The sequence below is a fragment of the Streptomyces xantholiticus genome, assembly GCF_014651015.1.
Lineage (GTDB): Bacteria > Actinomycetota > Actinomycetes > Streptomycetales > Streptomycetaceae > Streptomyces > Streptomyces xantholiticus.
Window position 1 is genome coordinate 1 of sequence record NZ_BMWB01000022.1, and the last position, 24714, is coordinate 24714.

Annotated in this window: 22 protein-coding genes and 1 pseudogene; 7 read left to right on the forward strand and 16 right to left on the reverse strand. The window is 67.6% G+C overall.

All coding sequences use genetic code 11. The features are described 5' to 3' along the window. Positions 1–82 precede the first annotated feature (82 nt). The 3 genes and pseudogenes from IE198_RS36690 to IE198_RS36700 all read right to left on the reverse strand — a co-directional run. Complete coding sequence (locus IE198_RS36690) at positions 83–634, reverse strand: IS5 family transposase (RefSeq protein ID WP_373299987.1); 552 nt, start codon at positions 632–634, stop codon at positions 83–85. Next, entirely contained in the window at positions 589–756 is a 168-nt protein-coding gene (locus IE198_RS36695; RefSeq protein ID WP_373299991.1) for a hypothetical protein, read from the reverse strand. The genes IE198_RS36690 and IE198_RS36695 overlap by 46 nt, the downstream gene beginning before the upstream one ends. Positions 757–914: 158 nt before the next feature. Continuing rightward, positions 915–1124, reverse strand: a pseudogene (locus IE198_RS36700) (transposase); the annotation flags it as partial. Between the two features lie 663 nt (positions 1125–1787). Between IE198_RS36700 and IE198_RS26515 the strand changes: the two are divergent. From IE198_RS26515 to IE198_RS26525, 3 genes are all read left to right on the forward strand, one after another. Then, positions 1788–3383: a sensor domain-containing diguanylate cyclase gene (locus tag IE198_RS26515; RefSeq protein ID WP_229834345.1), complete on the forward strand. Its 1596-nt coding sequence runs from the start codon at positions 1788–1790 to the stop codon at positions 3381–3383. 415 nt (positions 3384–3798) lie between these two features. Further along, positions 3799–5259, forward strand: coding sequence for a hypothetical protein (locus IE198_RS26520; protein WP_189890927.1), 1461 nt, complete (start codon positions 3799–3801; stop codon positions 5257–5259). A gap of 672 nt (positions 5260–5931) precedes the next feature. After that, the gene (locus IE198_RS26525) at positions 5932–7023 is read left to right on the forward strand and encodes a hypothetical protein (RefSeq protein ID WP_189890929.1); all 1092 of its coding nucleotides are present in this window, start codon (positions 5932–5934) and stop codon (positions 7021–7023) included. A 163-nt stretch (positions 7024–7186) separates the two neighbouring features. On the opposite strand, the gene IE198_RS26530 is transcribed toward IE198_RS26525, so the two are convergent. After that, positions 7187–7768: a CGNR zinc finger domain-containing protein gene (locus tag IE198_RS26530; protein WP_189890932.1), complete on the reverse strand. Its 582-nt coding sequence runs from the start codon at positions 7766–7768 to the stop codon at positions 7187–7189. Positions 7769–7876: 108 nt separating this feature from the next. On the opposite strand from IE198_RS26530, the gene IE198_RS26535 reads away from it, so the two are divergent. Then, a complete protein-coding gene (locus tag IE198_RS26535) occupies positions 7877–8749 on the forward strand; it encodes an SDR family NAD(P)-dependent oxidoreductase (protein WP_189890934.1) in 873 nt (290 codons plus the stop codon). A gap of 166 nt (positions 8750–8915) precedes the next feature. Here IE198_RS26535 and IE198_RS26540 read toward each other — a convergent pair whose 3' ends face one another. Together IE198_RS26540 and katG are read right to left on the reverse strand one after the other, a co-directional pair. Next, positions 8916–9269, reverse strand: coding sequence for a VOC family protein (locus IE198_RS26540; protein ID WP_189890936.1), 354 nt, complete (start codon positions 9267–9269; stop codon positions 8916–8918). 477 nt (positions 9270–9746) lie between these two features. Next, positions 9747–11936, reverse strand: a complete 2190-nt coding sequence (katG, locus tag IE198_RS26545) for a catalase/peroxidase HPI (protein ID WP_189890945.1) — start codon at positions 11934–11936, stop codon at positions 9747–9749. 782 nt (positions 11937–12718) lie between these two features. Between katG and IE198_RS26550 the strand changes: the two genes are divergently transcribed. Continuing rightward, a complete protein-coding gene (locus IE198_RS26550; RefSeq protein WP_189890947.1) occupies positions 12719–13147 on the forward strand; it encodes a Fur family transcriptional regulator in 429 nt (142 codons plus the stop codon). Positions 13148–13359: 212 nt separating this feature from the next. Here the strand turns inward: IE198_RS26550 and IE198_RS26555 are convergent, their stop codons facing one another. The 5 genes from IE198_RS26555 to IE198_RS26575 all read right to left on the reverse strand — a co-directional run bounded on the left by IE198_RS26555 (position 13360) and on the right by IE198_RS26575 (position 19107). Then, a complete protein-coding gene (locus tag IE198_RS26555; protein WP_229834346.1) occupies positions 13360–13605 on the reverse strand; it encodes a cupin domain-containing protein in 246 nt (81 codons plus the stop codon). Between the two features lie 309 nt (positions 13606–13914). Next, entirely contained in the window at positions 13915–14574 is a 660-nt protein-coding gene (locus tag IE198_RS26560; RefSeq protein ID WP_189890949.1) for a pyridoxamine 5'-phosphate oxidase family protein, read from the reverse strand. 36 nt (positions 14575–14610) lie between these two features. Then, positions 14611–15801 carry a globin domain-containing protein gene (locus IE198_RS26565; RefSeq protein WP_229834348.1) on the reverse strand — a complete coding sequence of 397 codons (1191 nt, stop codon included), beginning with the start codon at positions 15799–15801 and terminating at the stop codon, positions 14611–14613. A 729-nt stretch (positions 15802–16530) separates the two neighbouring features. Next, the gene (gene aspA / locus IE198_RS26570; RefSeq protein ID WP_189890953.1) at positions 16531–17976 is read right to left on the reverse strand and encodes an aspartate ammonia-lyase; all 1446 of its coding nucleotides are present in this window, start codon (positions 17974–17976) and stop codon (positions 16531–16533) included. Positions 17977–18102: 126 nt separating this feature from the next. After that, positions 18103–19107, reverse strand: coding sequence for an asparaginase (locus IE198_RS26575; RefSeq protein ID WP_189890955.1), 1005 nt, complete (start codon positions 19105–19107; stop codon positions 18103–18105). A 129-nt stretch (positions 19108–19236) separates the two neighbouring features. On the opposite strand from IE198_RS26575, the gene IE198_RS26580 reads away from it, so the two are divergent. Further along, the gene (locus IE198_RS26580) at positions 19237–19692 is read left to right on the forward strand and encodes an Lrp/AsnC family transcriptional regulator (protein ID WP_189890957.1); all 456 of its coding nucleotides are present in this window, start codon (positions 19237–19239) and stop codon (positions 19690–19692) included. Between the two features lie 588 nt (positions 19693–20280). On the opposite strand, the gene IE198_RS26585 is transcribed toward IE198_RS26580, so the two are convergent. The 5 genes from IE198_RS26585 to IE198_RS26605 all read right to left on the reverse strand — a co-directional run bounded on the left by IE198_RS26585 (position 20281) and on the right by IE198_RS26605 (position 23979). After that, positions 20281–20484 (reverse strand): hypothetical protein, encoded by a 204-nt coding sequence (locus tag IE198_RS26585; protein ID WP_189890959.1) that lies wholly within the window; start codon positions 20482–20484, stop codon positions 20281–20283. A gap of 201 nt (positions 20485–20685) precedes the next feature. Then, positions 20686–20877: a DUF2795 domain-containing protein gene (locus IE198_RS26590; protein WP_189890961.1), complete on the reverse strand. Its 192-nt coding sequence runs from the start codon at positions 20875–20877 to the stop codon at positions 20686–20688. Between the two features lie 897 nt (positions 20878–21774). Beyond that, on the reverse strand, positions 21775–22227 hold the full coding sequence (locus IE198_RS26595) for a YbhB/YbcL family Raf kinase inhibitor-like protein (protein WP_189890963.1): 453 nt from the start codon (positions 22225–22227) through the stop codon (positions 21775–21777). A 247-nt stretch (positions 22228–22474) separates the two neighbouring features. Continuing rightward, the gene (locus tag IE198_RS26600; RefSeq protein ID WP_189890965.1) at positions 22475–22723 is read right to left on the reverse strand and encodes a DUF3459 domain-containing protein; all 249 of its coding nucleotides are present in this window, start codon (positions 22721–22723) and stop codon (positions 22475–22477) included. A gap of 467 nt (positions 22724–23190) precedes the next feature. Continuing rightward, the gene (locus IE198_RS26605; RefSeq protein ID WP_229834350.1) at positions 23191–23979 is read right to left on the reverse strand and encodes an MBL fold metallo-hydrolase; all 789 of its coding nucleotides are present in this window, start codon (positions 23977–23979) and stop codon (positions 23191–23193) included. Between the two features lie 110 nt (positions 23980–24089). Here IE198_RS26605 and IE198_RS26610 point away from each other — a divergent pair, with 110 nt between their 5' ends. Then, a complete protein-coding gene (locus tag IE198_RS26610; RefSeq protein WP_189890972.1) occupies positions 24090–24698 on the forward strand; it encodes a CGNR zinc finger domain-containing protein in 609 nt (202 codons plus the stop codon). The last annotated feature ends 16 nt before the right edge of the window (positions 24699–24714 follow it).

The following is a 24714-nucleotide window of genomic DNA, read 5'->3' on the forward strand; positions in this document are numbered from 1 at the left end:
ATGTCCATGGAAACGTCCACGAGGACGACACCACTCAATCAGTGATCCGCCGGACAGAACCTAGGGGCATATCGAGTCGTGATCATCGGGTGGTCCTGGTGAGGTCCTCGATCCAGATCATCGAGGCGCGCAGGTGGAGACCGGCGAGGTAGCTGTCGGGAGTCTTGTCGTATCGCGTGGCGATGCCTCGCCATGCTTTGAGCTTGTTGATCAGGCGTTCGACGGTGTTTCCGCTCCTTGTAGAGATCGGCGTCGTGGCTGAGGGTCGTCCACCTCTGGAGCCCTTCTTCCTCCGGTCGGCGGCCTGGTCCTTCTTCTCCGGGATGACCGCCTTGATACGGCGTTCGCGCAGGTGGGCGCGGTTTCCGCGGGACGAGTACGCCTTGTCCCCGGCGACCGCGTCCGGCCGGATGCGGGGTCGGCCGACGGGCCCGCGTACCCGTACCTTCTTCAGGACGGGGATGAACTGCGGGCTGTCCGCTGCCTGGCCTGTGGTCAGGATGAACGCCAGCGGGCGGCACTTGCGGTCGGCGGCGAGGTGGACCTTGCTGGTCTGCCCGCCTCCGGAACGTCCGAGGAGGGCGGCCTTCAGCCGGAGTTTCCGCCGACGCCGGATGCGTCGTCGTTCTTCCAGCGCGGGATCACTTTCGGTCTCTTGCCCGTTTTGCTCTTCGAGGCCGCCCCCTTTGACCTGGCCTTCTCCTCCTCGGCCGCGGCTTTCTCCAGGGCGGTGACGACGTCCTCGTCGAGGTGCATCCCGGCCGCGTCGTGGTGGGCTCGGGCGGTGGTGTGGCGATGCTGAGGGACAGGTCCACCTCACCCCGCTTCGCGGCTTCCGTGATCAGACCCTCCAGCAGGGCCTCGAAGAAGCCGGCGTCACGCCACTGCCGGAAGCGGTTGTGGACGGTCGACCAGGCGCCGAACTCCGTCGGCATCTCCCGCCACTGCCCGCCCGTCTTGAACCGCCAGATCACGCACTCGAACTGCTGCCGCAGTCGCTCGGGGTACGGGCCGTACTCGCCGATCGGCAGGTACGGCTCGATGAACTCCAAATCCGGATCGGTCAGTTGCACTCGCGTCACGTAAGACCGTCTATCGGGCCGGACCGTGCCACGAAGGCACATCCCGCAAATTGATCACGACTCGATACGCGCCCTACCTGCGGCACGCGGGAACGACGCGATAACTGAACGCTGGGGCGCCCCTTGTGCTTCGGCACGAAACGGTTCGATTCCCGCTCTGCGTGTTGATGCACCGCGTGCCACAGGAACGATTCGCCGGGGCACGGCATCGCATCAAAGGATGACGCAGCTTCCTATTTACCAGTCCACGGGCGCCATGTCGTCGGCACCTGGATGCTGTCGTTATTTCAGGTGAAGCCCGACGTCCTTATGCGGCTGGGGCGATGAGTCGTTCTACCCTCTTATCGCACTCAAGCAGTCCCGGACATTTGTTTCCTCCCCTTTTCAACTTCATCACCGAACCGAGGGGTTCGCATGCTGCATACGGCAGGGGTGGGCAAGGCCCTGTGCTTCGGCTCTGCGGCCGCCGTCGCCGTGGGAGGAGGGGGCACGGCGGTTGCGTTCCTCGGGGTCGGCATAGGAGTTCCGGCTGCACACGGGATGGCTGCTCTCTCCCTCCTTGCCCGGGCCCGAACGGTCACCGGAAGGGTACGTCTTCGCCTGCTGCTGCTCGCCGTCTCGGTGGCAGCAGGCGGTCTTCACCACCTGCTGGCAGGCCGGCTTCCTTCAGGGACCGGCCGCTCTGATGGTGTCCTTCGATGCGCGGTGCAGTTGTTGACGGTCACCGGCATCACCACGTGTCTGGCGCTGGGTGTGACCGGATTGGTGGTGGCAGCCGCGGACAGCGGCAGAACGCTGATCTGGTTACGCCGGCTCCTGGACGGCTGGATGATCGCAGCGTCGCTGCTCACGCTGTGCTGGGTGCTTCTGTTGCATCGCGCTGATCAAGGCAGCGATGTGTCCGGATCTTTGGAGGACCTCGCACGCGTGGTCACGGACATCCTTGTGCTGGGCCTTCTGATCACTTTGCATTTCTGCCTCAAACCCGGGGAGCGCACAGCAGTTGTCACGGCAGCCATTGCCCTCGTCATCCTGACGGCGAGCGACATGCTGCGCATCCTCTTGCCCGTGCCAGGCATTTTGTGCGGAATTCCTCTCGCGGCGATCTGCACGATCACCGGACTGCTCCTCGTCACTGCCACGCCCTGGATGCCCGGTGGCGCCACCGCCGTCGGAGTCGACCAGCGGGAGATGCCCGTCGTCGCCGTGGTGGCGGCCTTCGTGCCCGTGGTGGTCTGCGCCCTCGTCATGTCGGCCCACACTCTTGCCGGTGGCCGTACCGACGTGGTGACAGTGGTGCTGGCGGGTTCTGTGCTTCTTGGCCTCGGTGCCCGACAAGCCATCGCTCACGCCGACCATCTGCGTATCACACGAGAGGCCGCCGCCCGTGAGGCCCATTACCGGACACTGGTCGACGGTTCGTGCGACGTGATCACCATCGTCAGCCCGGATGGTCGCGTCCTCTACGTCAGTCCGGCCGCCCGCGACGTTTTCGGGTACGACCCCCAGGACCTGGTAGGCGCCCGCCTGCCCCTGTACTGCCATCCCGAGGATCGGACACTGCTGATGCAGGCCGTGGAGATGCTGCGGCAGGAAGCCGAGTCCGGTCTCCGCGGCCCCGGCCGCTGTGTGTCATGCCGAGTGCGGACATCTGACGGGCAATGGCGCCACGTCGAATCGATGATCAGCCACCACGTCGACGGACTGATCTTCAACAGCCGCGACGTGACCGAACGGATCGCCCTGCAGGCACAGCTACAACACCTCGCCTTCCACGACGGGTTGACCGGCCTTCCCAACCGCGCACTGTTCACCGACCGAGTCACCCACGCCCTGAAGAAGCGGACCGCCGCCGCGGCCCCGCCCGCGGTGCTCTACGTGGACCTGGACGGCTTCAAAGCCGTCAACGACTCGGCCGGACACGCGACGGGTGACGCCCTGCTCCTCCAGGCTGCCCGCAGACTCCAGGCATCTGTACGGGCCGCAGACACCGTCGCCCGTCTCGGCGGCGACGAGTTCGCCGCACTCCTGGAAGCAGAGGCAGGAACACGTCCTTCCCGTACCAGGGAAGTAGCGGAACGGATCTTGTGCGCACTGTCGAAGCCGTACCGCCTCAATGACGTCGATGCGGTGGTCTCGGCTTCCATGGGCATCGCGGTAGCCACTCCAGGGATCACACCCGAGGAACTCCTGCACTACGCAGACCTCGCCATGTACGAGGCCAAAGCCGCAGGAAAAGGCTGCATCCGCACACACCGACCGCAGCCGAAGAACATCTGGAGCAGCACGCTGAACCGCTGACCTCGCTGTCCACCGGCCGCTGTCGGGCCCTGAGCCGCTCCACGGGGTACCGGCCGGTCCGACCGTCCGGGAGGCTGGACGAACCACCAGGACCAATGCAGACGCCGCGGCAGTGCGGACGGGCGTACGTCTGCACGGCACGTAACCGTTGCCGGACAGGCCCTGGCAGGGCCGTCAGGTCCACCGGTGACCGCCGGCCGGGTCCGGAGCCTGCTTGCCGAGGATCGGTCTCGCGGAGGCGGGCAACGGAATGATGTTGCCCGGCTCGCCAAAGAGGTTGAGCGGAGGAATCCCGACCGACAACAGCGTCCGCCCCTTCACACACGGCCCCACATGCGCGCCGGCCACCCCTCGTGCTGCGCTGGACGGTCCAACCTGGTTTGCATGCATCCGGGGCGACTCTGATCGTGGCCCCATGAACAAGCCCAAGGTGGTTGTGGAACCACCGGACAGCCGCGGCCTGCGCGAGCTCAGTATGGGTGGCAAGCCGGTGGGCACCGCCTGGTCACTGCAGGGGTTGCGAAAAGTCCTCACGCGTCTCGGTTACCCGGAAGACCTCGATGTAGAAGACCGATCATCCATATTCTGGCTCGGCGGCGACAGTGGGACGTGGCCCGACCGCACATGGCGGAGGCGCTCGACCATCGCGCTCATGATGGCGGGCCTACTGGGCTCCATGGCCCTGCTTGTCGTCGTCGGGATTCCAGACGCCATCGGGGCTCTGACTTTCGCGGGGCGTGTCACTGGATTCCTGTTCGCCTTCGCGGGCCTGGCGCAGGGCTTGGCTGCACTTGCGGCGCTCGATTACTGGGGAAAGCGACAGCTGAAACTTTCCGGAGCGGTGATCCTGCTTGGCGTATTCATCGCACTGGCGACCAATGGGCTGCTGCTGTTCATGTGGCTTCAGGAGAGAGAGTACACGCCGTACGTGCTGACGTATCTTCCACTCTGGTGCTGGTCGCTGTGGGCACTCCAGCTGCTCGTCAGAGAAAAAGCATGGAGAGGTATTCCTCATCCTAAGCAATTCGCTGCCGGAGTGACAGCCACGACGCTTCTGGCCGCAGCGAACCTGGCGTACTCCGCACTCTACCAACCGACATCCGCCCCGGTCCTCGTGGACTTGAATGTGAAGTTCGGGACCCCGCAGTTGGATGCCGAGCGGCCCATCATTCATCTCCCGGTGAGCTTCCGTGCTAGAAATTCCGGACAAATTCCGGCTTACATCACAAACGATGGCTACGGGATCTACGGGGTTTCTGCCAAGCATGCGAGCGACGGTAGCGGCCTTCTGGAGTGGAGAAAGATGATGGATGCCACGTCGGACGGATCGAAAGTAGGTCGCTACGTAAAATCCCCCACACGGGAGACGATCAGTGCTGCCCGATTCTACGGGCCGGGTAACTGGCTCGAGCCAGGAGAGCAATACATCCAAGAAAGGGTGATTCAAGTACCCAAGTCTGCCAAGTACGACGCGCTTGAGGCCGACTTGACCTTGACCCTCATGAGGAAGGATCGCGGCAGAATCGATGAGGAATTCGCGATCCCGCATTATTCCTGGCGCAGGAGTGACAGACAGTTCTACTGCCCTCCCATCGAATGTGTGGACCACATCATCAATCGAGGCAGAGTTCTTCACAACAACAACATCATCAACGTGACTCGCCGGCCACGATATGTCATCTCGTACTTCGGATGGACCGGATCCAATGCCGATCTCCAGTCGTATGTTCTTTCGTACGCACCCCGAGATGCCATCAACTTCAGCGAGGAGGTGGCGGAAGAAGATGAAAGGGAAAGGAAACGATATGGCGTTGCCGAGGCCAAAGCCATGGCGGCTGTGCCCTTTGCGCAATTGCTGAGGGCGAACGAGAAGTGACTCCGCCGTTTCATCGCGGTGAGCGCGAATCCGTGCCGGACGCCGGACGCTCCAGGCGGCCACCGGCACCGGTCTGCACTCGCGGCACGATCTGTTGTTTGAAGAGGCAAGCGTGTGCTCGTTGTTGCAGCGCACAAGCCCAAACCGATCCGGGATGCGGCCGCCGCGTTGCAGGATGCGTCACGCGGGTCAAGAGTGGGATTGGATCGCCTATGCACTGTTGAGCTGCGGATCTTCTGTGGGAGCCGCCCTCGCTCTCAAGGTGGGGCCGCGTCCGCAACGGACAAGCCGTCACAACCGAGAAGCGCATCTGGAACGATCATGGCCGTAGTCGCCCGGCGAAACCTTTTCCATCTGGTCGGAGCTTCCGCCTTGGCTGCCTCGCTCGTACTGCCGGCAGGCTTGGCGAGTGCTGCGGTGGCGCCTCGAATCGGCAGTGGGAACACGACGGCAGTTCCCGCTCAACCAACGCCTCCCCCGACGCCGCCACCCCCGCCGGCCGCTACGACGCCTCCTCCAGGGACAGACACAACGGCTCCCCCCACGCCGGGCGACACGTCCACGCCGGGCGATACGTCGACGCCGGGCGATACCTCCACGCCGCGAGAGACTCCCAACCCTGATCGACCGTCAGGGTCCGAAGATGCGGGCCAATCGGTATCCGAACATCTGTTGAAACAGGAGAAAGAGGTTGAAGCGGCAACGGCAAACCTGAGCAAGGAAGGGGAGGAAGTCCCTGAGGAGCTCGAACCGGCCGTGCAGCAACTGACTGCCACGCTCAAGGTGGCGGGGGACCCGAAGACGTCACCGCAGGAGCGGGAAGAGATCACCGAAATCGTACAGCGGGTGACCTCCGTGCTCGTGGTGATCAGCGACCCCGAAACCCCTCGTGAGCTGCGGGAACAGCTGATCGTGATAGTGCGGCAGGTGGCCTCCGCGCTGGAGGGGAGCCACGACCCGAAGGTTCCTCCCGAGGTGCAGGCCACAATCATCTCGACGGTGGAGCAGGTCACTTCGGCTCTGGACGTGATCTGCGACTCCGCGGCGCCGCGCGAGATGCGGAAGCAGTTGGGCCTGATGGTGAAGCAGACGACCGGCGCGTTGGAGAGGAGTCGCAAGCCGGGAATGTCCTGGCTGGTGAGGTACGCAGGGGATGTGGGCGGTGCAGCAAGGGTGATCACCGACCTGAAGACGTCTCCGGAGCAAGTGAAGGAGCTCGTGAAGACCGCAGCTCAGGTCAGCTCGTTGCTGCCGAGGCTGGGTGACCCCACGGGATCGCGGGAGGAGCGGGCAAAAGCTCAGAAGGCTTTTCGTGAGCAGACCGCTCAGATGAAGAGGCAGCAGGAAAAAGCTGCTTCCGCCCGGGGTGTACCGGACGTTCCGCTCGGCCGGGCGGCCGAAGTGTGCACCAATGCCATATTTGCGGCCGCTTCCGATCGTGCTCTCGGATGGAGCCTGAGGAACCTTCTTCCCGCGAAGTGGGAAATCGAAGGGGTACAGGACTTCTGGAAGGCGCGTGAAAAGGAAGATGACTTGCTCGATGTCGTCGCACAGCTGCGGAACGGAGAGCAGGCCGACGCCCCATTTGATGTGGGGCAGCTCACCACTCATCTCGCCGAACTCATGCCGGCACGCATGCTGTTCGGGGCGATCGGCACTCCAGCGCTCTATTGCCTGCAGGCCGCTTGGCAGCTCGACCAGCAGGCAGGGATCACGGCGGGGACCTGGCTGGCGATGGCTCGTGAGAAGAAGGGCGACGGTTGACCTCCCTTCCTCGTCGACGGCGTCCGGGCGCGCAACGGCCGCAGCACACCGGGCAGGTCCTGCCTTCGGCTGAGGGGCGCGGAGGTCCATCGAAGGAAATGGCGTCGTCGGGCAGTCGGCACGGCCCGGGAGTTCGGGAGCGCGGGGCGCCCGATGCGCCCGGCTACCGGCCTTCTTCCTTTGCCTTGCGGCTGCGGTAGGTGCGCATGGCGACCTGGGCTCCGCATCGGTTGGGGCTGCAGTAGGCCGCGGAGGAGTTGCGCGTGCGGTCGTAGAACCCGAGGTGGCACGGCGGATTTCGGCATGCCTTGAGTCGCATCCAGGCGCCGCGCAGGGCGACTTCGGACGCTGCGGCGAGCACCCTTGCAAGCGCCCCCGGTACCCCGCTCCGGGTGGGCGCGAGGTGTACGCCGGAAGCGGTGATGACGGGGGCAAGTGGATACAACTCCGCGCTGCGGCGCAGATACTCCTCGGCACCGGTTCGGCCCTGGTCGTCCTGCTCGCCCGCATGGGCGAGCAGGACGAGGACCAAGGCGTCCCTCAACTCACGGGCGGCGGCGGCGTCGGCATCGGTGACCAGCGATGCGGAGTCGATCAGGTCCTCCTTCTGCAGCCACCGCGAAAAGGCCGCGCCGTCGAGGAGGTCCTCGCGCGTGCCGTCGATCGCCCGGGTGTTGACGAAGGTGAGTACGACCTCAGCCGCCGCCGAAGGGCTGAGTGTCGTCCGGCTTGCATCCATGGCCATGAAGACCACAGTACCCGAGGCGGGAGAGAGGCGTCATTGCTGATGGGCATAGACAGCGCGGCCGTAGTGCGCTTGTTTGTTAGGAGCTAAGCACCTATGGTCATAACCATGACCAACGACAGCGACACCTCCTCGAACACTGCCCGCACCTGGTTCATCACCGGCTCCTCGCAGGGCCTCGGCCGCGCACTGGCGATCACCGCACTCGATCGCGGCGACCGCGTCGCGGCCACTGCCCGCCGGACGGAGTCGGTCGCGGACCTCGTCGACCGCTATCCCGGCCAGGCCATCGCGCTCGAACTCGACGTCCGGGACGAAAGTGCGGCACACCGCGCCGTCGAGCACACCCTCGCCGCCTTCGGCCGCATCGACGTGGTTGCCAACATCGCGGGATACGGACTGTTCGGCGCCGTCGAGGAGGCGACCGACGCACAGGCCAGGGCCATCTTCGACACCAACGTCTTCGGCCCGCTGAACGTGCTGCGCGCGACGCTGCCCGTCCTGCGAGGGCAGCGGTCGGGTCACGTCCTCCAGGGGTCCTCGCTCTACGGGCAGTCGGCGCACCCGGGCGTCGGCCTGCTCGCCGCCGGCAAGTACGCGCTCGAGGGACTTTCCGACGCCCTGGCCGCCGAGATCGCCCCCCTGGGCGTCAAGGTCACTCTGATCGAGCCGGGCTACATGGAGACCGGTTTCCTGTCCCACCTGGTCTTCGCCGCACCGACCCCCGACTACGACCCGACCGTACGCGCCGTCCACAGCTCGCTCGGTGAACTGCCCCCTGAAGCGTTCATCGATCCCGCCCGGGTCGCCGCGGCCGTCGTCACCGCCGTCGATGCCAAGCATCCGCCCCTGCGCCTGGCCCTGGGACGCGCGGCGGAGGACGGCATTCGCCGCACCCTCGCCGCCCGCGTGCGCGAACTGGACGGCTGGACCGACGTCGCCCGGAGCGTGGACGTCGCTCCCGCCCCGCAAGGGGCCTGACCCAGCGGGCCGGGCTGTGTTCGAGTTGCCGAAGGCCGGCAATGGACTCCGGCAGCCCGACGGCAAACGCCCCCACACACACTGCCAGCCTGTACGGCCCGGAACCTGACCACGCGGCGGCTGCCGGCTCTGCCATGCAGCTTCCCTGAGCGGGAGTGACAGGCGGTCAGTAGTACTGCACCAGGCAGAACTCGTTCCCCTCGGGATCAGCCATCACGACGACCACGCCCTCGTCGTAGTCGTGCCGTTCGCCGGTGCACCGGCCACCGAGGGCAAGGGTCTGGGCGATGCCCCGGTCGATGTCGTCGACCGAGACGTCGAGGTGCAGGCGTACCTTGCCGTGCTTGGGCTCGGAAACGGGCTGGAAGACGAGGCGGGGCTGTGGGTCGCCGGGATGGCCGAGATAGACCCAGCCCGGCTGGGACGGTCCCGCCGGACGGTTCAGCAGCACGCTCCAGAAGCCCGACACCCGTTCCACGTCGACGCAGTCGACGGTCACTCCTACCCAGTGGTTCGCCATTCGTCAGCACTCCTTGTCGCGTAGGCCGTCCGGCAGCCCGGGCACCGGCGGTCCGACAGCTCACCAAGTCGGTGGCCGCGCCGCGGCGAGAGCCGGGGCGGACCAGCATGCACCGATGTGGCGGTGTGCGGCTCATCGGCCGCTGTGAGCGCTCGGCGAAGCGCCGGCGCCCTGCCCCGCCGCGCCAGTGGCCCGGCTCAGCGCTGGGGTTGGCAATGCCGTCTTCTGACGGCATCGACCGCGGAGAACGTAAGGGCCGGCTCGTCGGACTGTGGCAGGCGTACGGAGACGCGGCGGTCGACGCGGCGGCTCCACGAGCCCCGACTCGCGGAGGTCGTCGTGGCGATGGAGGCGTGGCTGGTTGTCCCGGACGGTTCTGTGGGGGGACTTCTCAGCCCGCCTTGGCGGAGTACCGGGTCCAGGCGGGGACGGGTGATGTCCCGGTCGGCCGATGAGCGGCCGACCGGGACATCGGGCTCAGGCGAGGTCGAACCGATCGAGGTTCATCACCTTGTCCCATGCCGCCACGAAGTCACGCACGAACTTCTCTCCCGCGTCCGCGGACGCGTAGACCTCGGAGACGGCTCGGAGCTGCGAGTGCGAACCGAAGATGAGGTCGACGGCGGTGGCGGTCCATTTGACCTCGCCCGTGGCGGGATCCCGACCTTCGAATACGTTCTCAGCGGAGGCCGACGCCTTCCACTCCGTGCCCATGTCGAGCAGGTTGGTGAAGAAGTCGTTCGTCAATGTCTCCGGCCGGTGGGTGAAGACGCCGTGCGGGGATCGCCCGAAGCCGGTGTTCAGGGCCCGCATGCCGCCGATCAGAACCGTCATTTCGGGAGCGGTCAGGGTCAACAGGTTGGCGCGGTCCAGCAGGAGAGTCTCCGGCGACAACTTCTCTCCCGCCCGGAGGTAGTTGCGGAACCCATCCGCCCTGGGTTCGAGCACGGCGAACGACTCCACGTCGGTCTGCTCCTGCGAGGCGTCCGTACGCCCCGGTGCGAACGGGACCGTGATGTCGTACCCGGCGTTCTTCGCGGCCTGCTCGACGGCCGCGCACCCGCCCAGGACGATCAGGTCAGCGAGCGAAACCTTCGTTCCGCCGTTCTGTGAGATGTTGAAGTCCTGCCGGATCTGCTCAAGGGTCCGCAATACCTCGGCCACCTCGGGCCGGCTGTTGACCTCCCAGTCCTTTTGGGGCGCGAGTCGAATCCGTGCCCCGTTGGCACCGCCACGCTTGTCGGTGCCGCGGAAGCTTGCCGCCGACGCCCAAGCGGTGGTGACCAACTGCGAGATGGACAGTCCCGAGGAAAGGATCCTGCCCTTGAGGGCAGCGATGTCCTCGTCACCGACCAGTTCGTGGTCGACTGCGGGGACGGGGTCCTGCCACAACTGCGGCTCGGCAATCCACGGGCCGAGGTAACGCGAGAGGGGTCCCATGTCGCGGTGCAACAGCTTGTACCACGCCTTGGCGAACGCTTCCGCGAGCTCTTCCGGGTTCTCGTGGAACCTCTTCGTGATCGGCCCGTAGACCGGGTCCACCTTCAGCGCGAGGTCCGTCGTCAGCATCATGGGGGCGTGCCGCTTCGAGGGATCATGGGCATCGGGCACGGTGTCCTTGGCCGACGGATCCCTGGGGGTCCACTGCTTGGCGCCGGCGGGGCTCGTCGTCAGCTCCCACTCGTACCCGTACAGGTTGTCCAGATACCCGTTGTCCCACCTCGTCGGCTCCGTGGTCCATGCGCCCTCGAGCCCACTGGTGAGTGCGTCGGCGCCCTTGCCGCTGCCGTACGTGTTCCGCCAGCCGATGCCCTGCTGCTCGATGGGGGCGGCCTCGGGTTCCGGGCCGATGTACGAGGGATCGACCGCACCGTGACACTTGCCGAACGTGTGGCCGCCGACGATGAGCGCAACCGTCTCCTCGTCGTTCATCGCCATACGCCCGAATGTCTCGCGGACGTCCCTGGCCGCAGCCATAGGATCCGGGTTGCCGTTCGGCCCCTCCGGATTGACGTAGATCAGTCCCATCTGCACGGCGCCGAAAGGACCGGTGAGTTCCCTGTCGCCGGTGTAGCGCTCATCTCCGAGCCATGTGTCCTCGGGCCCCCAGAAGATTTCCTCGGGTTCCCAGATGTCCTCACGCCCGAAGCCGAACCCGAACGTCCTGAACCCCATCGATTCCATGGCACAGTTTCCGGCGAAGACCAGAAGGTCGGCCCACGAGATTTTCCGGCCGTACTTCTGCTTGACCGGCCAGAGCAAACGGCGCGCCTTGTCGAGGCTCGCGTTGTCCGGCCAACTGTTGAGAGGGGCGAAGCGCTGAGCGCCGCTGCCACCACCGCCCCGGCCATCGGCGATCCGGTACGTTCCCGCGGCATGCCAACTCATCCGGATCAAGAGCGGCCCGTAGTGGCCGTAGTCGGCAGGCCACCACTCCTGCGACGTCGTCATCACCTCGAAGACGTCCTGCTTCAGCGCGTCCAGGTCGAGGGTGGCGAATTCTTGCGCGTAGTTGAAATCCTCGCCCATCGGATTGGACCGAGGCGAGTGCTGGTGGAGAACCTGGAGGTCCAGCTGATTCGGCCACCAGTCCCGGTTCGTCCTGGGGCGAGTCGACGTGGGGGTCGGTGAGGGGATGAGTGGGTTCTCGCTTTCGCTGCCGGACACGTCCGTCCTTCTTCCTGTCTCGGTGTTTCCTTCTGGTGGCTGTTTGCTCTTGATGTTGGTTGCTTTACTGGTGTCGAGTGCTGTGACCCGTGCTCGTGGCGCGCCATTGCGCCCGCCGGCTGGAAACGCCTGACCAGACCCGCGGCAGTCAACGCGGGGCCGGCGGCCGGCGAGAACCTGCCCTCATGCATGACCCCGGTGATCGAGCCTGTGTCGGCGTCCGTATGGTCGCGCACCGCGGACCCCACTGCTACGAGAACACGCAGAGCACCCCGCGTAACAAGCATTTCAAAGTCGAAAGCCGTTTCAGGTCAGGCTCAATGGCCGACGACTCTCCCGGCCTCTGAGGCTGCGGGAAAAGGCGACTCTGTTCTGATCATCCTGATCACCCCGCTGACATGAGAAGCGGAAACGCACAATTATATGCTCGTCCGGGCAGGTGGGGGAGGGCGAACCTGTGGTCCACACTCCTGTTTCAGCCTTCGCGAAGCGCGCGGGTACCCACCGAGGTCATGACGCGGGTGGGGATCGAACGAGCCCGGGCCGGCACCTGGCGAATGAGGCCCTGTCCGGCATACGCGGCATGGGTGAGGACGAGACCGCACGATCGCCGCCGACAGCCCTGTGCTCCCTCTCGGACCTCTGGCAGCGCGCCCGCCCTCGCCGGCACCGCCCCCACAGCGGACCAGGTCCAAGAGGTCGCCTGACCCGCTTCCCATCAGAACGCGGACATCGACCGGTAAACTTCGGCCATTCCACCGAGCCTGAACAGGTGAACCGATATGAGTGCCCTGCTGGAGCGACTGCGAGGGCGTGGCTGGCGGGTGACCTCCCAGCGGCGTGTCGTTGCGGAGGTCCTCGAGGGCGACCACGTGCATCTCACGGCCGACGAGGTGCACGCCCGCGCGGTGCAGCGGCTGCCCGAGATCTCCCGGGCGACCGTCTACAACATCCTGGGCGAGCTGGTCTCACTCGGCGAGGTCATCGAGGTCTCCACCGACGGCCGCGCCAAGCGCTACGACCCCAACGCGCACCACCCGCACCAGCACCTGGTCTGCTCCCGCTGCGGCACCATCCGCGACGTCCGTCCGACCGGGAATCCGCTGGCCGACCTCCCGGCCCAGGAACGGTTCGGCTTCACGGTCTCCGAGGCCGAGATCACCTACCGGGGGCTGTGCCCCTCCTGCGCCCCTGACCCACCGGGCGTGTGATCTTGCGTGCCTGGGTTTCTCCCGGAAGTCGTAGAGTCAGTCAGTGCCTCCAGTGACCTCTCAGGCCATGCGCCGGATGTCCGGGACCGCTCACGCGGGCGGCACCTCCCCGCAAAGCTGGGGACATCGTCTTTGTTGCTGAACGAGAGCTGACCACCGAAGGCCGGGGCACCGTTCAGCTCGGACGTCGACGGCAAACTGCGGGTCTTTGGTCACGACGCGGACGGGCCGGTGCGGATGATGGCTTGGTCGCCGTGAGGGCCGAACAGGTGCAGGATCTCAACCGGGTTCGAATCGGCGGGGCCGAACCAGTGCGGTTCGCCCGCGTCGAACTCGGCCCCCTCGCCCGGGCGGAGGATGAAGTGGCGTTCTCCGAGGATGAGGCGGAGCTCGCCGGCGAGCACATAGAGCCCAGTCAGCGGTCTGCCGTCGTCCCGTGCCGGGGTGGCCGGGGCCATCACCTCCACCGCACGCCAGGTCGGTTCAGCTGTCGGTATCGCCGTTGCGGGAGGTACGGTCGCGGGCGTCAGCCCCGCCGGCCTCGCCCAGGCGTCCCGTCCCGGATGGCTGCTCGTGACGGCCTGCGGACTGTTCCTCTTCGGCGTGGCGCGAACCTCCCGAGCAGCGGCCCCACCGGCCCGGAAATCGGCATGACACGCGGGAACGCACCGCTCTCCGTCGAGGGTCGTCGGCCGAGCCGAGCCGTGGACGATCCTGGGTTCCTCAAGGTTGCTCGGCGGTGGAACCGCCGAGTGAGCGGCGGAGCGTCATCGCTGTTGTGGCACCCGGCCCGTTGCAAGGTGCTCCCTGTCCGCGGAGGGCTTGGCCGACGCCGTGCCGAGCCCGGTGAAATAGTTCGAGTCCTTGGGGCGCGCGGCGTCATGGCTGGTGGAACGGGGAGCCGGTTCCAGATGAGGTATGTACTTGGAGCAGTGGATGTAAGCCTCTTCGACGCTCAACTGAACCCACATCTCAGGACTGCGCCCGGGTGCGGCGTCGGTGGGCAGGGTGGGATGGAGGGATCGTAGGGCGGCGTCGCCGTAGAGCCGGGCCACGCCGTTGACGTGAAGTCCCACATGGTGGTGGGTGAAGTCCACGAACAGCATGCCGAGGTGGGGGTTCTCCGTCATGTTGCCGGCGCTGGCGAGTACACCGTTCCCCCGGAATTCGGGGTAGGCGAGCGTGCGGTCGTCCAGCACCTGGACGAATCCGGGCGGTCCGGCGCGGAAGCTGGCGTCGCACTCGCCGTGGGAGTCGGCGGTGGCCAGGAAGACCATGGCCTGGCGGCCGATGAAGTCCTGCATCTCTGGTGTGAGGCAGGGGCGCACCTGCTGATCGTAGAACCGTGCGGCGCGCTCGGCGGTGCCCAGCTGCTGCTGCAGTCGGTGCTCACCTGTTGATCCGAAGGGCGGCGGGGGAAAGGTCACGGGTGTTCTCCTGGCAGGACGGGGCAAGCGCGTGGCTCAGGACATGGACAGGACGGGTGTCTCGAACGGGTCGTGATGGATGCGTTCTGACGAGGTGCCGTTGAGGGTGAGCATTTCACTGGCGGAGACGACCATGGGGGCCGGACCGCTGAGATAGACGTCGTGCTGGTACCACGGTCCGTACTCGGCCAGAACCTCCGGCAGGGATCCCCGGATTCCGGCGATGTGCTCGTGGGAGACCGCGCCCCTGATGGTCAGCCAGTGGTGCCGCTGGGCCATCCTGAGCATGTCGTCCACCCCGTACAACTCGGCGCCGGTGCGGGCACCGAGGAACAGGTCCACCCGGTGGTGCCCGCCGCGACGGGCGACCTCCTCGACGAGCGCGCGGATCGGAGCGAGGCCGGTGCCGCCGGCCACACAGAGCAGGTCTCTGAAGACAGCGGCGTCCAGCACCATGTCCCCCATCGGGGGCCCAAGTCGGAGCACGTCGCCCACCGCACATCGGTGCACCAGCGCGTCGCTGACCGAGCCGCCGGCAACTGCGCGCACGTGAAAGGTAAGGGTGCCGTCCTCACGAGGTGCGTTGGCGGGGGAGTAGTAGCGCCACTGCTTGGGCCACCAGGGGGTCTCCACACTGACGTACTGTCCGGCGGCGTACTCGTAGGGCATGTCGGGACGCACGGTGATCTCGGCGATGCCGTTTCCGCGCGGGGCGCGGTGCACCACCGTGGCGGGCCAGACGGCGGGTCGTACCGCCTCGTCCTGCTCGGCAGCACTGATCATGACGTCGGCGACCACGCCGTAGGCCTTCGTCCAGGCGGCGGCGATGTCCGCAGTCCACGCAGGGCCGGCGTAGCGGGCCAGAGAGGCCAAGAGGCACTCGCCCACGGCCGGGAAGTGCGCGGCGAGGGTGCCGAACTTGCGGTGATCACGGCCGAGGTGTCCACAGAAGCGAACCAGGTTCTCCGGGTCGTCCACCAGGTCCACGATGCGCAGCAGCGCGCGCAGCAGGCGGCCGCGCTGGGCGTCCATCCCCGGCGGGAACATCTGGCGGACCTCGGGGTGGCGGGCGAAGAGGATCGCGTAGAAGTAGACCGTCATTTCTGCGGCAAGTGGCTCGACCACCGAGGCGGAGGCGCGTATGAGGTCTGTCTCGTGGGCCGACAAAGGCGCCTCGACGACCTCCGGCTCAACGCAATGTTCGGCCGGGGTGGGCGCCGGGTCCACCGGAGGAAGGTGCTCGGATGTCTGGCTTGAGCGATTGATCCGGAACCTCAAGAGACCAGCGCTCCTCCATCTGTTGTTCGAGATGGCGTCCCGCCGGCGGACCGTGGGGCGGCATCGCTCATGGGGCCGGGCCCCCGGAGCACGCCACGGACGGTGTCGTCGCTGGATCCTCCTGTCTGGGGAGCGGTGATCGGGGCATCGTAGGTGGCGATCATGAGTCCTCATGGTGGGGCGGAGCGCTGCAACGGATCAAGCGGGTCCGGACGCTACATGACTGTGCAGGTGACTCAGAAGTAGCTAAGGGGTTTGGCGGCACGGCCCTGTTCGACTCCGGTCCGTATATCCGTTAAGCAGCGCTTCGTGTCCGACCGTCGTTCTGGTCCCGGTCCGAGTACGGCACCGGCCGCCCCCGTAACGGGCGTGCCCGCTGCATGGGCGCAACGTCGCCGGCCGCCCGAAGTCCCCGCGGTTGGCAGGATCCGCCGGCAGCCGGGGACCTCGGCGCCGGGGCCCGCCGCGTGGTCCGCCAGGCACACGAAAGCCGGGCGGGCATCCCGGGAGATGCTGCCCGGCTCTGCTCCCGACGGCGACCGCTCAGCCGCAGGAGTGGCAGCAGAAGCGGAAGCCCGACGGTTGTGCGAGGAATGGCGGCTCAAGCTCAAGGGGCAGCGCACGGCGCATGACGAACCGGTCGTCCTGAAACGGAGCGGCATCTGCGCCGACCGGACGCTACGTCGGGCTCGGGGCCCCGCTCGGCACGTGGGGTCGTGCGAGATTGTCGGGGTGCAGGACGAGCTGGAGCTCGCTCTCGGTCAGAAGACCCTTCTCCAGTACGAGTGTGTGAACGCTGCGGCCGGTCACCAGTGCTTCTTGGGCGACGGCGGTGGCCTGCTCGTACCCGATGTGTGGGTTCAGCGCGGTCGCCAGGCCGATGGAGTGGGCGACCGTGCGCGCGAGGTGCTCGCGGTTCGCGGTGATGCCGGTGACGCAGCGTTCGGCGAGGGTCAGGCAGCCGGCCCGCAGGTGCGTCAGGCTCTTGAGCAGACTGTGGGCGATGACCGGTTCGAAGGCGTTCAGCTGGAGCTGGCCCGCTTCTGCGGCCATGGTCACGGCCATGTCGTTGCCGATGACCTCGAAGGCTATCTGGTTGACGACCTCGGGGACGACCGGGTTCACCTTGCCGGGCATGATGCTCGACCCCGCCTGTACGGGAGGCAGGTTGATCTCGGCGAAGCCCGCGCGCGGTCCACAGGACAGCAGGCGCAGGTCGTTGCAGACCTTGGAGAGCTTGACGGCGATGCGCTTCAGCACTCCCGACAACTGGACGAACGCGCCGGCGTCCTGGGTGGCTTCGACGAGGTCGTCGGCGACCGTCAGGGGCAGTCCGGTGATGGTGCGCAGGCGACGGCAGGCCAGTGCCGCGTATTCGGGATGCGTGTTGAGTCCGGTGCCGATGGCGGTGCCGCCGAGGTTGATCTCGCGGATCAGCTCGCGTGCCTCGGTGAGCCGCTTGTGGTCCTCGGCCAGCATGACGGCATACGTGGCGAATTCCTGGCCCAGCGTCATGGGCACCGCGTCCTGGAGCTGGGTGCGGCCCATCTTGAGGACGTCCGCGAACTCCTCCGCCTTCGCCGCGAACGCCGCGCGCAGCACGTCCATGGCGTCCAGCAGGCGCTGGGCGGTGAAGTCGAGGGCGATCTTGACGGCGGTGGGATAGACGTCGTTGGTGCTCTGGCCCGCGTTGACGTCCTCCAGCGGGTGCAGGCTCGCGTAGTCGCCCTTGCGGTGCCCGAGGAGTTCAAGGGCGCGGTTGGCGACGACCTCGTTGGCGTTCATGTTCGTCGAGGTGCCCGCGCCGCCCTGGATCACGTCGACCACGAAGGCGTCGTGGAGCCGCCCTGCTCGGATCTCCTCGCATGCCGCCGCGATCGCGTCCGCCTTGCGTCCGTCCAGCAGCCCGAGGTCGCGATTGGCGAGGGCCGCGGCCTGCTTGACGCAGGCGAGGGCGGTGACGAGGTCGGGGTAGGCCGAGACGGGTGTGCCGGTGATGGGGAAGTTCTCCACCGCCCGCAGGGTGTGGATGCCGTAGTACGCGTCGGCGGGGACATCGCGGTCACCGAGCAGATCGTGCTCGGAGCGCGTCCCGGGGCCGACGTGGTGCTGGTGCGTGGGCATGGAGGTTCGAACTCTCCTGTCGCGTGGAGACGCGGGGGTTGGGGCGTGGGTCGGGGTGAAGGGGAGAGAGGGGACCGGCCGGGCGCTCCAGGTACTTCGTTTGCATCAGGCCGGAGACGGGAGGCCTCAGGCACGGGCGGATACGGCCGGCACGGGGGCGCCGAGTGCGTGGCGCAGCACCTCGTCGCGCTCGCGCGGTTCGGTGGTGGCGAGCAGCGCGGTGAGCACGGCGATACGGGTCTGGCCGGCCCGCAGCGTGCCCGCCGGCACGGCCCCGGCCGCGACGAGGTCGACGGCGCCGCCGTGGGTGTAGATCTCGGCGACGGGTCCGGCGTGGACACGCGTGGTCAGTGCGACGAGCACGCCGCGGGACACGGCGGAGGCGACGGCCTCGACTGTCTCGGGAGTGGCGTTGCCGGCGCCGGTGGCGACCAGGACGATGCCCTGTGCGCCTGCGCCGATGGCCGCGTTCAGGAGGTAGGGGTCGGCGTCACTGTGGTGCATCACCATGTCGACGCGGGGCGGGGTGTCGTGCGTCTCGGGCAGCGGCCGGCCGGCCGGCCGCTGCGGCCGGTGGAGCACGGAGACGCGTCCGAAGCCCACGTTGCCGACGCGGGCGCCGGAGGGGTCGGCGAAGGCGTCGGCCGCGAGTGTCTGGGTCTTGACGGTGCCGCGCGCGGCGTGAACCTTGCCGTCGAAGACGACCAGTACGCCGAGGCCGCGTGTGGTCGACGCGGTCAGGAGCGCGTCGTGGAGGTTGCCGGGGCCGTCGCCGTCTGCGGCGTCGAGGGGGAGCTGGGCGCCGGTGAAGACGACCGGACGGGGGTCGTTGTGGTGGAGGTCGACGAGGAAGGCCGACTCCTCGAGGGTGTCGGTGCCGTGCGTGACGACGATGCCGTCCACCCCGGGGTCGGCGAGCACCTCGTGCACGGTGCGCAGCAGGGTGAGCTGGTGGGCCGTCGTGAGGCGGGGACTGTTCACGCTGAACAGGTCGACGACCTCGATGGTGACGCCCTCGGGGACCGCCGCGGTCGCCATGACCTCCCCGCCGCGGGCGTCGGCGGCGAACCCGGACCCCTGCCAGCGACTGGCTATGGTTCCGCCGGTGCTGATGACGACGATCCGTCCCATCTGCGTTCTCCTCGTCGGTGGCCCGGTGGGGGCGATGGTTCGAGTGCCACGCAATAGTAGGTGGATTGTCCCGCAATATGCTTGCCGATTCGACTCGCTTCCCCGCCAATTCAGGGGGATGATTGCGCCATGGACGCGATCGACCGGGAAATCTTGCGTGAGCTCCAGAAGGACGGGCGACTCAGCAACCAGGAACTGGCGCAGAGGGTGGGCCTGACGCCCTCGCCGTGCATGCGCCGTGTCCGCCAGTTGGAACAGGACGGGGTGATCCAGGGCTATCGCGCGGTGATCAACCCCGAGGCCGTCGGGCGCGGCTTCGAGGTGCTCGTGTCCATCGAGGTGAGGCGTGATCGCGAGGCGGTCGAGGCGTTCGAGGAGGCGCTCCAGGACATCCCGGACGTCATCGAGGCGTACCGGTTGTTCGGCAGTCCGGGATGTCTCCTGCGTATCGCGGTGGCAGACCTGCGGGCGTACGAACAGCTGTGGATCGAGACGCTCACGGCACTGTCCGGTGTCACCGAGGTCAACTCGCAGATCATCATGAAGCGGATCAAGGAGCCCTCGGGATTGCCGGTGGACGGCTGACCTCCGGGGCCGTATCCGCAGATCAGGAGCACCGCACTCGTTCCAGGCTCGCCGTCCGCCGCGCCCTCGGCCCGTACCCGGACAGGCGCAGCAGGCGTTCAGCGGGCTGCGCTCGGCAAGTCCGACCGCTTCGACCTCGAAGACCTACGAGACGCGCTCCCTGCGCCGGCATTGTCCGGATCAGGTGATGGGGGTCGTCCTCCGGTCCTTTCGACTTTCAGACCTCTCAGCCCGACCGTCGACGTCGGCCCTGGCGGCAATCCGTCACTCCGCCAAAGTCGGCTACTTCGGTCGAGCTCCCTCGCTCGTCCCGTAGGCCAATACCAGGATAGTGCTTGAGATGCAGCCCAAAAGGTCTTGAAATATAGAAATTCGTCCTCTTGGTCGGATGCGCGTTCAGCGATGCTGTGCCGGGTTCTGCGGCGTGCCGTGCGGGTGGGTTCCCCGGCGGGCCGGTCCGCCGGCGGTGACACCGCCGATCCGCCAGTGGCTCCGGGCGCATGCTCGGATGCGGTGCCGGCCGGTGAGCCGCCGGACGGCTCGGCCGTCCTGGATCTCCTTGAACCGTGGGCGGCCCGCGCTGCGGGCCTATGATTCGTAGTCCTCCGGCTTGATACCTGCCTCGTCCAGAGCCTCACGCAAGGTGCGACCCGATGCCTGGCCCGGCTGCGTCGGCGTGCCCTCGCCGATGCCTTCCTCCGCCCCGGATCCCGCCCCACTCTCGGCCGCAGGCTTCGTCACCACGTCTTTCGTCGCTCGCGTCTTGGCCCTGTTCTCCTCGGGAACCGTCATGACGGCTGCCTTTCCTTCTGTGTCTCGGGTGCAGCGGCGAGTACCCATGACCGCCCGGCGAACACCCGGGCCGCCGGTCGAGGCGGCATCCTGGCGTGCCGCATCATGTGCTCTGTCGTCCGCGGACAGGACGGCGGCCGCGCACCGACCAGCGAGTCGGGGCGCGGCCGTGGTGGACGGTCGTCGTGGTGCACGTGCGGTTCAGGACCCCTTGCCGACCTCCTTGTTCACGGCGGCCGGCGAGTCGTACTCCTTGCTCGGCAGAGACTTGAGCGCACTCATGATCTCCTTGCCTGCTCCGTGCTTGTCCGCCTGGTCGACGATCTCCTGCTTCGACGCCGGGTAGTTCACGCCGCCGAGGGCCTTCTGCATTTCGATGGGGTTCACAGTCATGACCGATGGGTACCCGGCGTGCGCCGGGAACGGGCATCGGCTGTGGCCACGTCACCCGCACAGCGGATACATCGACGCGTCCGGGACACATCGCCTGACTGTGACCGGTTCATCTCCGTCGTACTCCTGTGACGAGCGTCAGGGTTCGCTGTGCCCGGTCTTGTCCTCGGGGGGACTCTCCTCTGCTTCTCTTCCGGCAAGGGTTTCACTGCCTGCGGTCCCTTCCTCCGGCCGGTATCTCTCCGTGGTGCTCGCTGTTCCTCGGACAGAGCGGCGGGCCGGAGGGCTCTCGGCGCCCGAGTGTGCCCCCGGCTCTTCCTGGCTGCGCTTGCGGGCACGCTGCTTCGGATCCCGCGGCGTGTTCTGGTTCATGGTCTTCTCCTTGAGGTACTGCACCAATGAGAGGTGTCCGAGTACCCGCTGCGGTGCTTCATGACACCGGGCACGACGCGCCTGGGGTGCAGGAAGGTCGAGGTGGTGCCCGCTCTGGCGCGCCGTGCGCCGTCAGGGTCGAGGCGTCGGGCAGCCGTCTCCACGCCGCGGGCAGGGGGGTTACGGGCGCGTAGGGGGCGGGGAGCCGTCCCAATCCCCTCCTTGCCTCCGGAGCATTCCTGGCTTCGGAGGCAACACGCAGATGCCGCAGGGCCACGGCGGTCGGCGCAGCCAGGCGGTCGGCCCTGCGTTGCGCCGGATCAGGGCCGGCCGTGCGTCCCGTACCCGCCGACCGGGCGGTGCACTGCCACAGCGGCGCCCGCGGCACCCGAGCAAAGTCGCGTCACAGGCGCCTGCACGCAGCCGCTCGCGGACTGGGCCGGCGGAGTTGCCCTGGACGCCGTCCGGAGGGGGTCTCGCGGATTCTGCGGAGCGGTGAGAGGCCCGAGCGCCCCGCCTGACCTGTCAGCGCTGGTACAGCCCGACGACAGTGCCACTGGCCGATTGCGCTTTGTCCACCATGCGGTGCACCACCTCTGCGGTGGCATCGGTGGGAAGCGTCACAGGCTCGGGCAGGGCGTAGAGGTGGAAGAAGTACCGGTGTGCTCTGTCGCCTACGGGGGGTTGAGGGCCGCCCCAGCCTGCGTCCCCGTAGCCGTTCGTCCGGGGCGTTCCGCCGGGGGGCGTCTCCCCGGCTTCCACTCGGCCATCAGCAGGGGTGATGCCGGTGACGAGCCAGTGGACGAAGGTGCCGGAGGGCGCGTCGGGGTCCTCGCAGAGCAGGAGCAGTTCTGCCGTTCCGTCGGGCACGCCGGACCAGGTCAGTGGCGGGGAGACGTTGTCGCCGTCCCGTGCGTAGCGCTTCGGGATCTGTGCATGGTCGTTGAACGCCGCGGTGTAGAGCTCGATTCCAGCCATGTCTCAGCGTTACCGCCAAGCGGTGCCGTCGGCCAGCGCTGAGGACCAGGCGGGGCACGGTCTCCGAACCGGGTCGTCGAAGGCGCCCCGGTGGTCTGATGCTGAACAGCAATGGCTCCCCGTACAGCGGTCGCACACGGGATGACGCAACGTCCGCGTCGGCCTCACCGCAGAAACTGGTTCAAGAGTGGACGGGCCGAGCGACGGTGTGCTCGGCCCGCACACGTGGCGGCTCGCGTACGAACCGTCAAAGGGACAGCCAGACCGCGGTGTCCGGTGCCGGCAGGCCGTCGTCCGTAGGGCTGCTCGACAGCACTGCTGACTTGTGCTCAGGCAGTCGGCAGGGCTGATCCGAGAGGTTCACGACGCAGACGAACCGTGGGTCGCGGCGGAGGCCGAGTACGCCCGGGGGCATGTCGAGCCAGGTCAGAGTGCCGTCTCCGAGGGCCGGGTGTTCACGGCGGAGCTGCAGGGCCCGGCGGTAGAGCTCGAGCATCGAGTGCTCGTCACCGCTCTGCGCCTCGGCGCTCCGGTCCTTCCAGTCCGCGGGCTGCGGCAGCCAGGGTTCGCCGGTCGCGCCCTCGGGGCACAGCGCGCCGGCCCCGTCGAGCCGGGCCGCCTCGTATCACCGCGCGGGCCGGGCACGGCCGATGGGAAGTTCGTCGGACAGCTCAGCGACCCGATGCCGGTGGCCCTGGCAGGCGCTGATCACACGCTGTCGGAGACTTCGCACATGAGCTGAGTCCCACCGCCGTCGACTGACTCGACCGAGCGGGGAGGAGGAGCGCACGACAGACTCCGCCCCCGGAGGCGGGCGAGGGCGCGGTCCGCGGCCTGCCCGCTTCGACCGTGCGCCGCATCCTCGCCCTTCCGTGGGGCCCGGCGGGCCGTCGGCCCCCACGGATGGGAACGGCGCCGGATCAGGTCTCACCGCTGTTGTCGACGGTGGTGCGCCACGGTGGGTCAGTAGCGGCGGCCCCAGTCGAGGCGTTCGGCCAGTCCTGCGGCGGTGAAGGCGGTCGCGAGGTCGTCGCGGCCCTCGGTGAAGTGGGTCCAGCTGTCGTAGTGGACGGGAACCACGCGTCGGGCGCCGAGTACCCGGGCGGCTTCGGCGGCTTGGGCGCTGTCGAGGACGAGGCACTGGCCGTCGAAGAGGACGGAGATGCGGGGGGCTCCCGCGAAGAGGACGGCGGTGTCCACCGGGCCGAACCGCTCGGCGATCTGCTCGACCAGGTCGAGCGAGGCGTTGTCGCCGCTGACGTAGACGGTGGGCAGGTCGTCGCCGGTCAGGACGAAGCCGATGACCTGGCCGGTGAACGGTTCGACGTCCTCGCGGGGTCCGGGCCCGTGAATGGCCGGCACACCCGTCACGGTGACCGTGCCGCCGCCGGGGCGGTCCAGCTCGACGGACTCCCAGTCGGCCAGGCCCGTGGCCCCTTCCCCGAGGCGCTTGGCGCCGCCCGGGGTGGTGAGGGTGAGCGGGACGTCGGCGAGCAGGGCGCGGCCGGAGTTGTCGAGGTTGTCGGCATGCTCGTCGTGGGAGAGCAGGACCACGTCGACACGGTCGAGGTCGGCCGGGGTGCCGACGGAAGGTGCGGTCTTGGTCAGGACCGGGCCGCCCGGCACCGGGTAGTCGCCGGGACCGTCGAAGGTCGGGTCGGTCAGGACGCGCAGGCCGCCGTACTCGAAGAGCGCAGTCGGGCCGCCGAAGACGCGAACGGGGAACTGCTCGGTCGCAACGGAAGAAGACACGAAGGAACACCTCACGGATGGTTTCGATTGAAACGTGAGATGACCGTAATCCCTTCTCACGGATGGATGCAAGTCAAACGTGAGAATCATGGATTCTGGTACGCCGTACCATGAGGGCTGTGGAAGAGAATGTGTTCGCCGAGCCTGCCGTGCTGCCCGCGCCGGGCGCGGAGCAGTACCCCTCTCTCGCCCTTGCCAACAGCACCATCGCACTGCCCGGTGGGCACTACATCGACCAACTCGGGACCCCCGCAGGGGCGAACCAGTGGCTGACGGAACGCGGTCTCGCCCCGGTCGAGGCGGGCATGCGGGAGATGTGCGCGACACAGCTCCGCTCCCTGCGCGAACAGATCAGGGCTCTGTTCGCCTCGCGCGTCGCGGCGCTGCCCGCCCTCCCCGCCGCCCTGGACGCAGTCAATGACGCGCTGACCAGGGTGCCCACCGCCCCGCTGCTGCAATGGGACGACAGGACGGGCCCTTACCGTGCGGCCCCGCACCCCACCAGCCAGATCGTCGACCACGCCCTCGCGGCCCTCGCCGCCGACGCCGCCGACCTGCTCACTTCCCCCGACGCCGAACGTCTCACCGCCTGCGGATCCGCGCCGTGCAACCGCTACCTGCTCCGGCACGGCCGCCGCCACTGGTGTTCGACCCGCTGCGGCGACCGTGCCCGCGCCGCCCGCGCGTACGCCCGGCGCGCCCGGCCCGAGGAGAACTGAGACACGCCCCGCACGG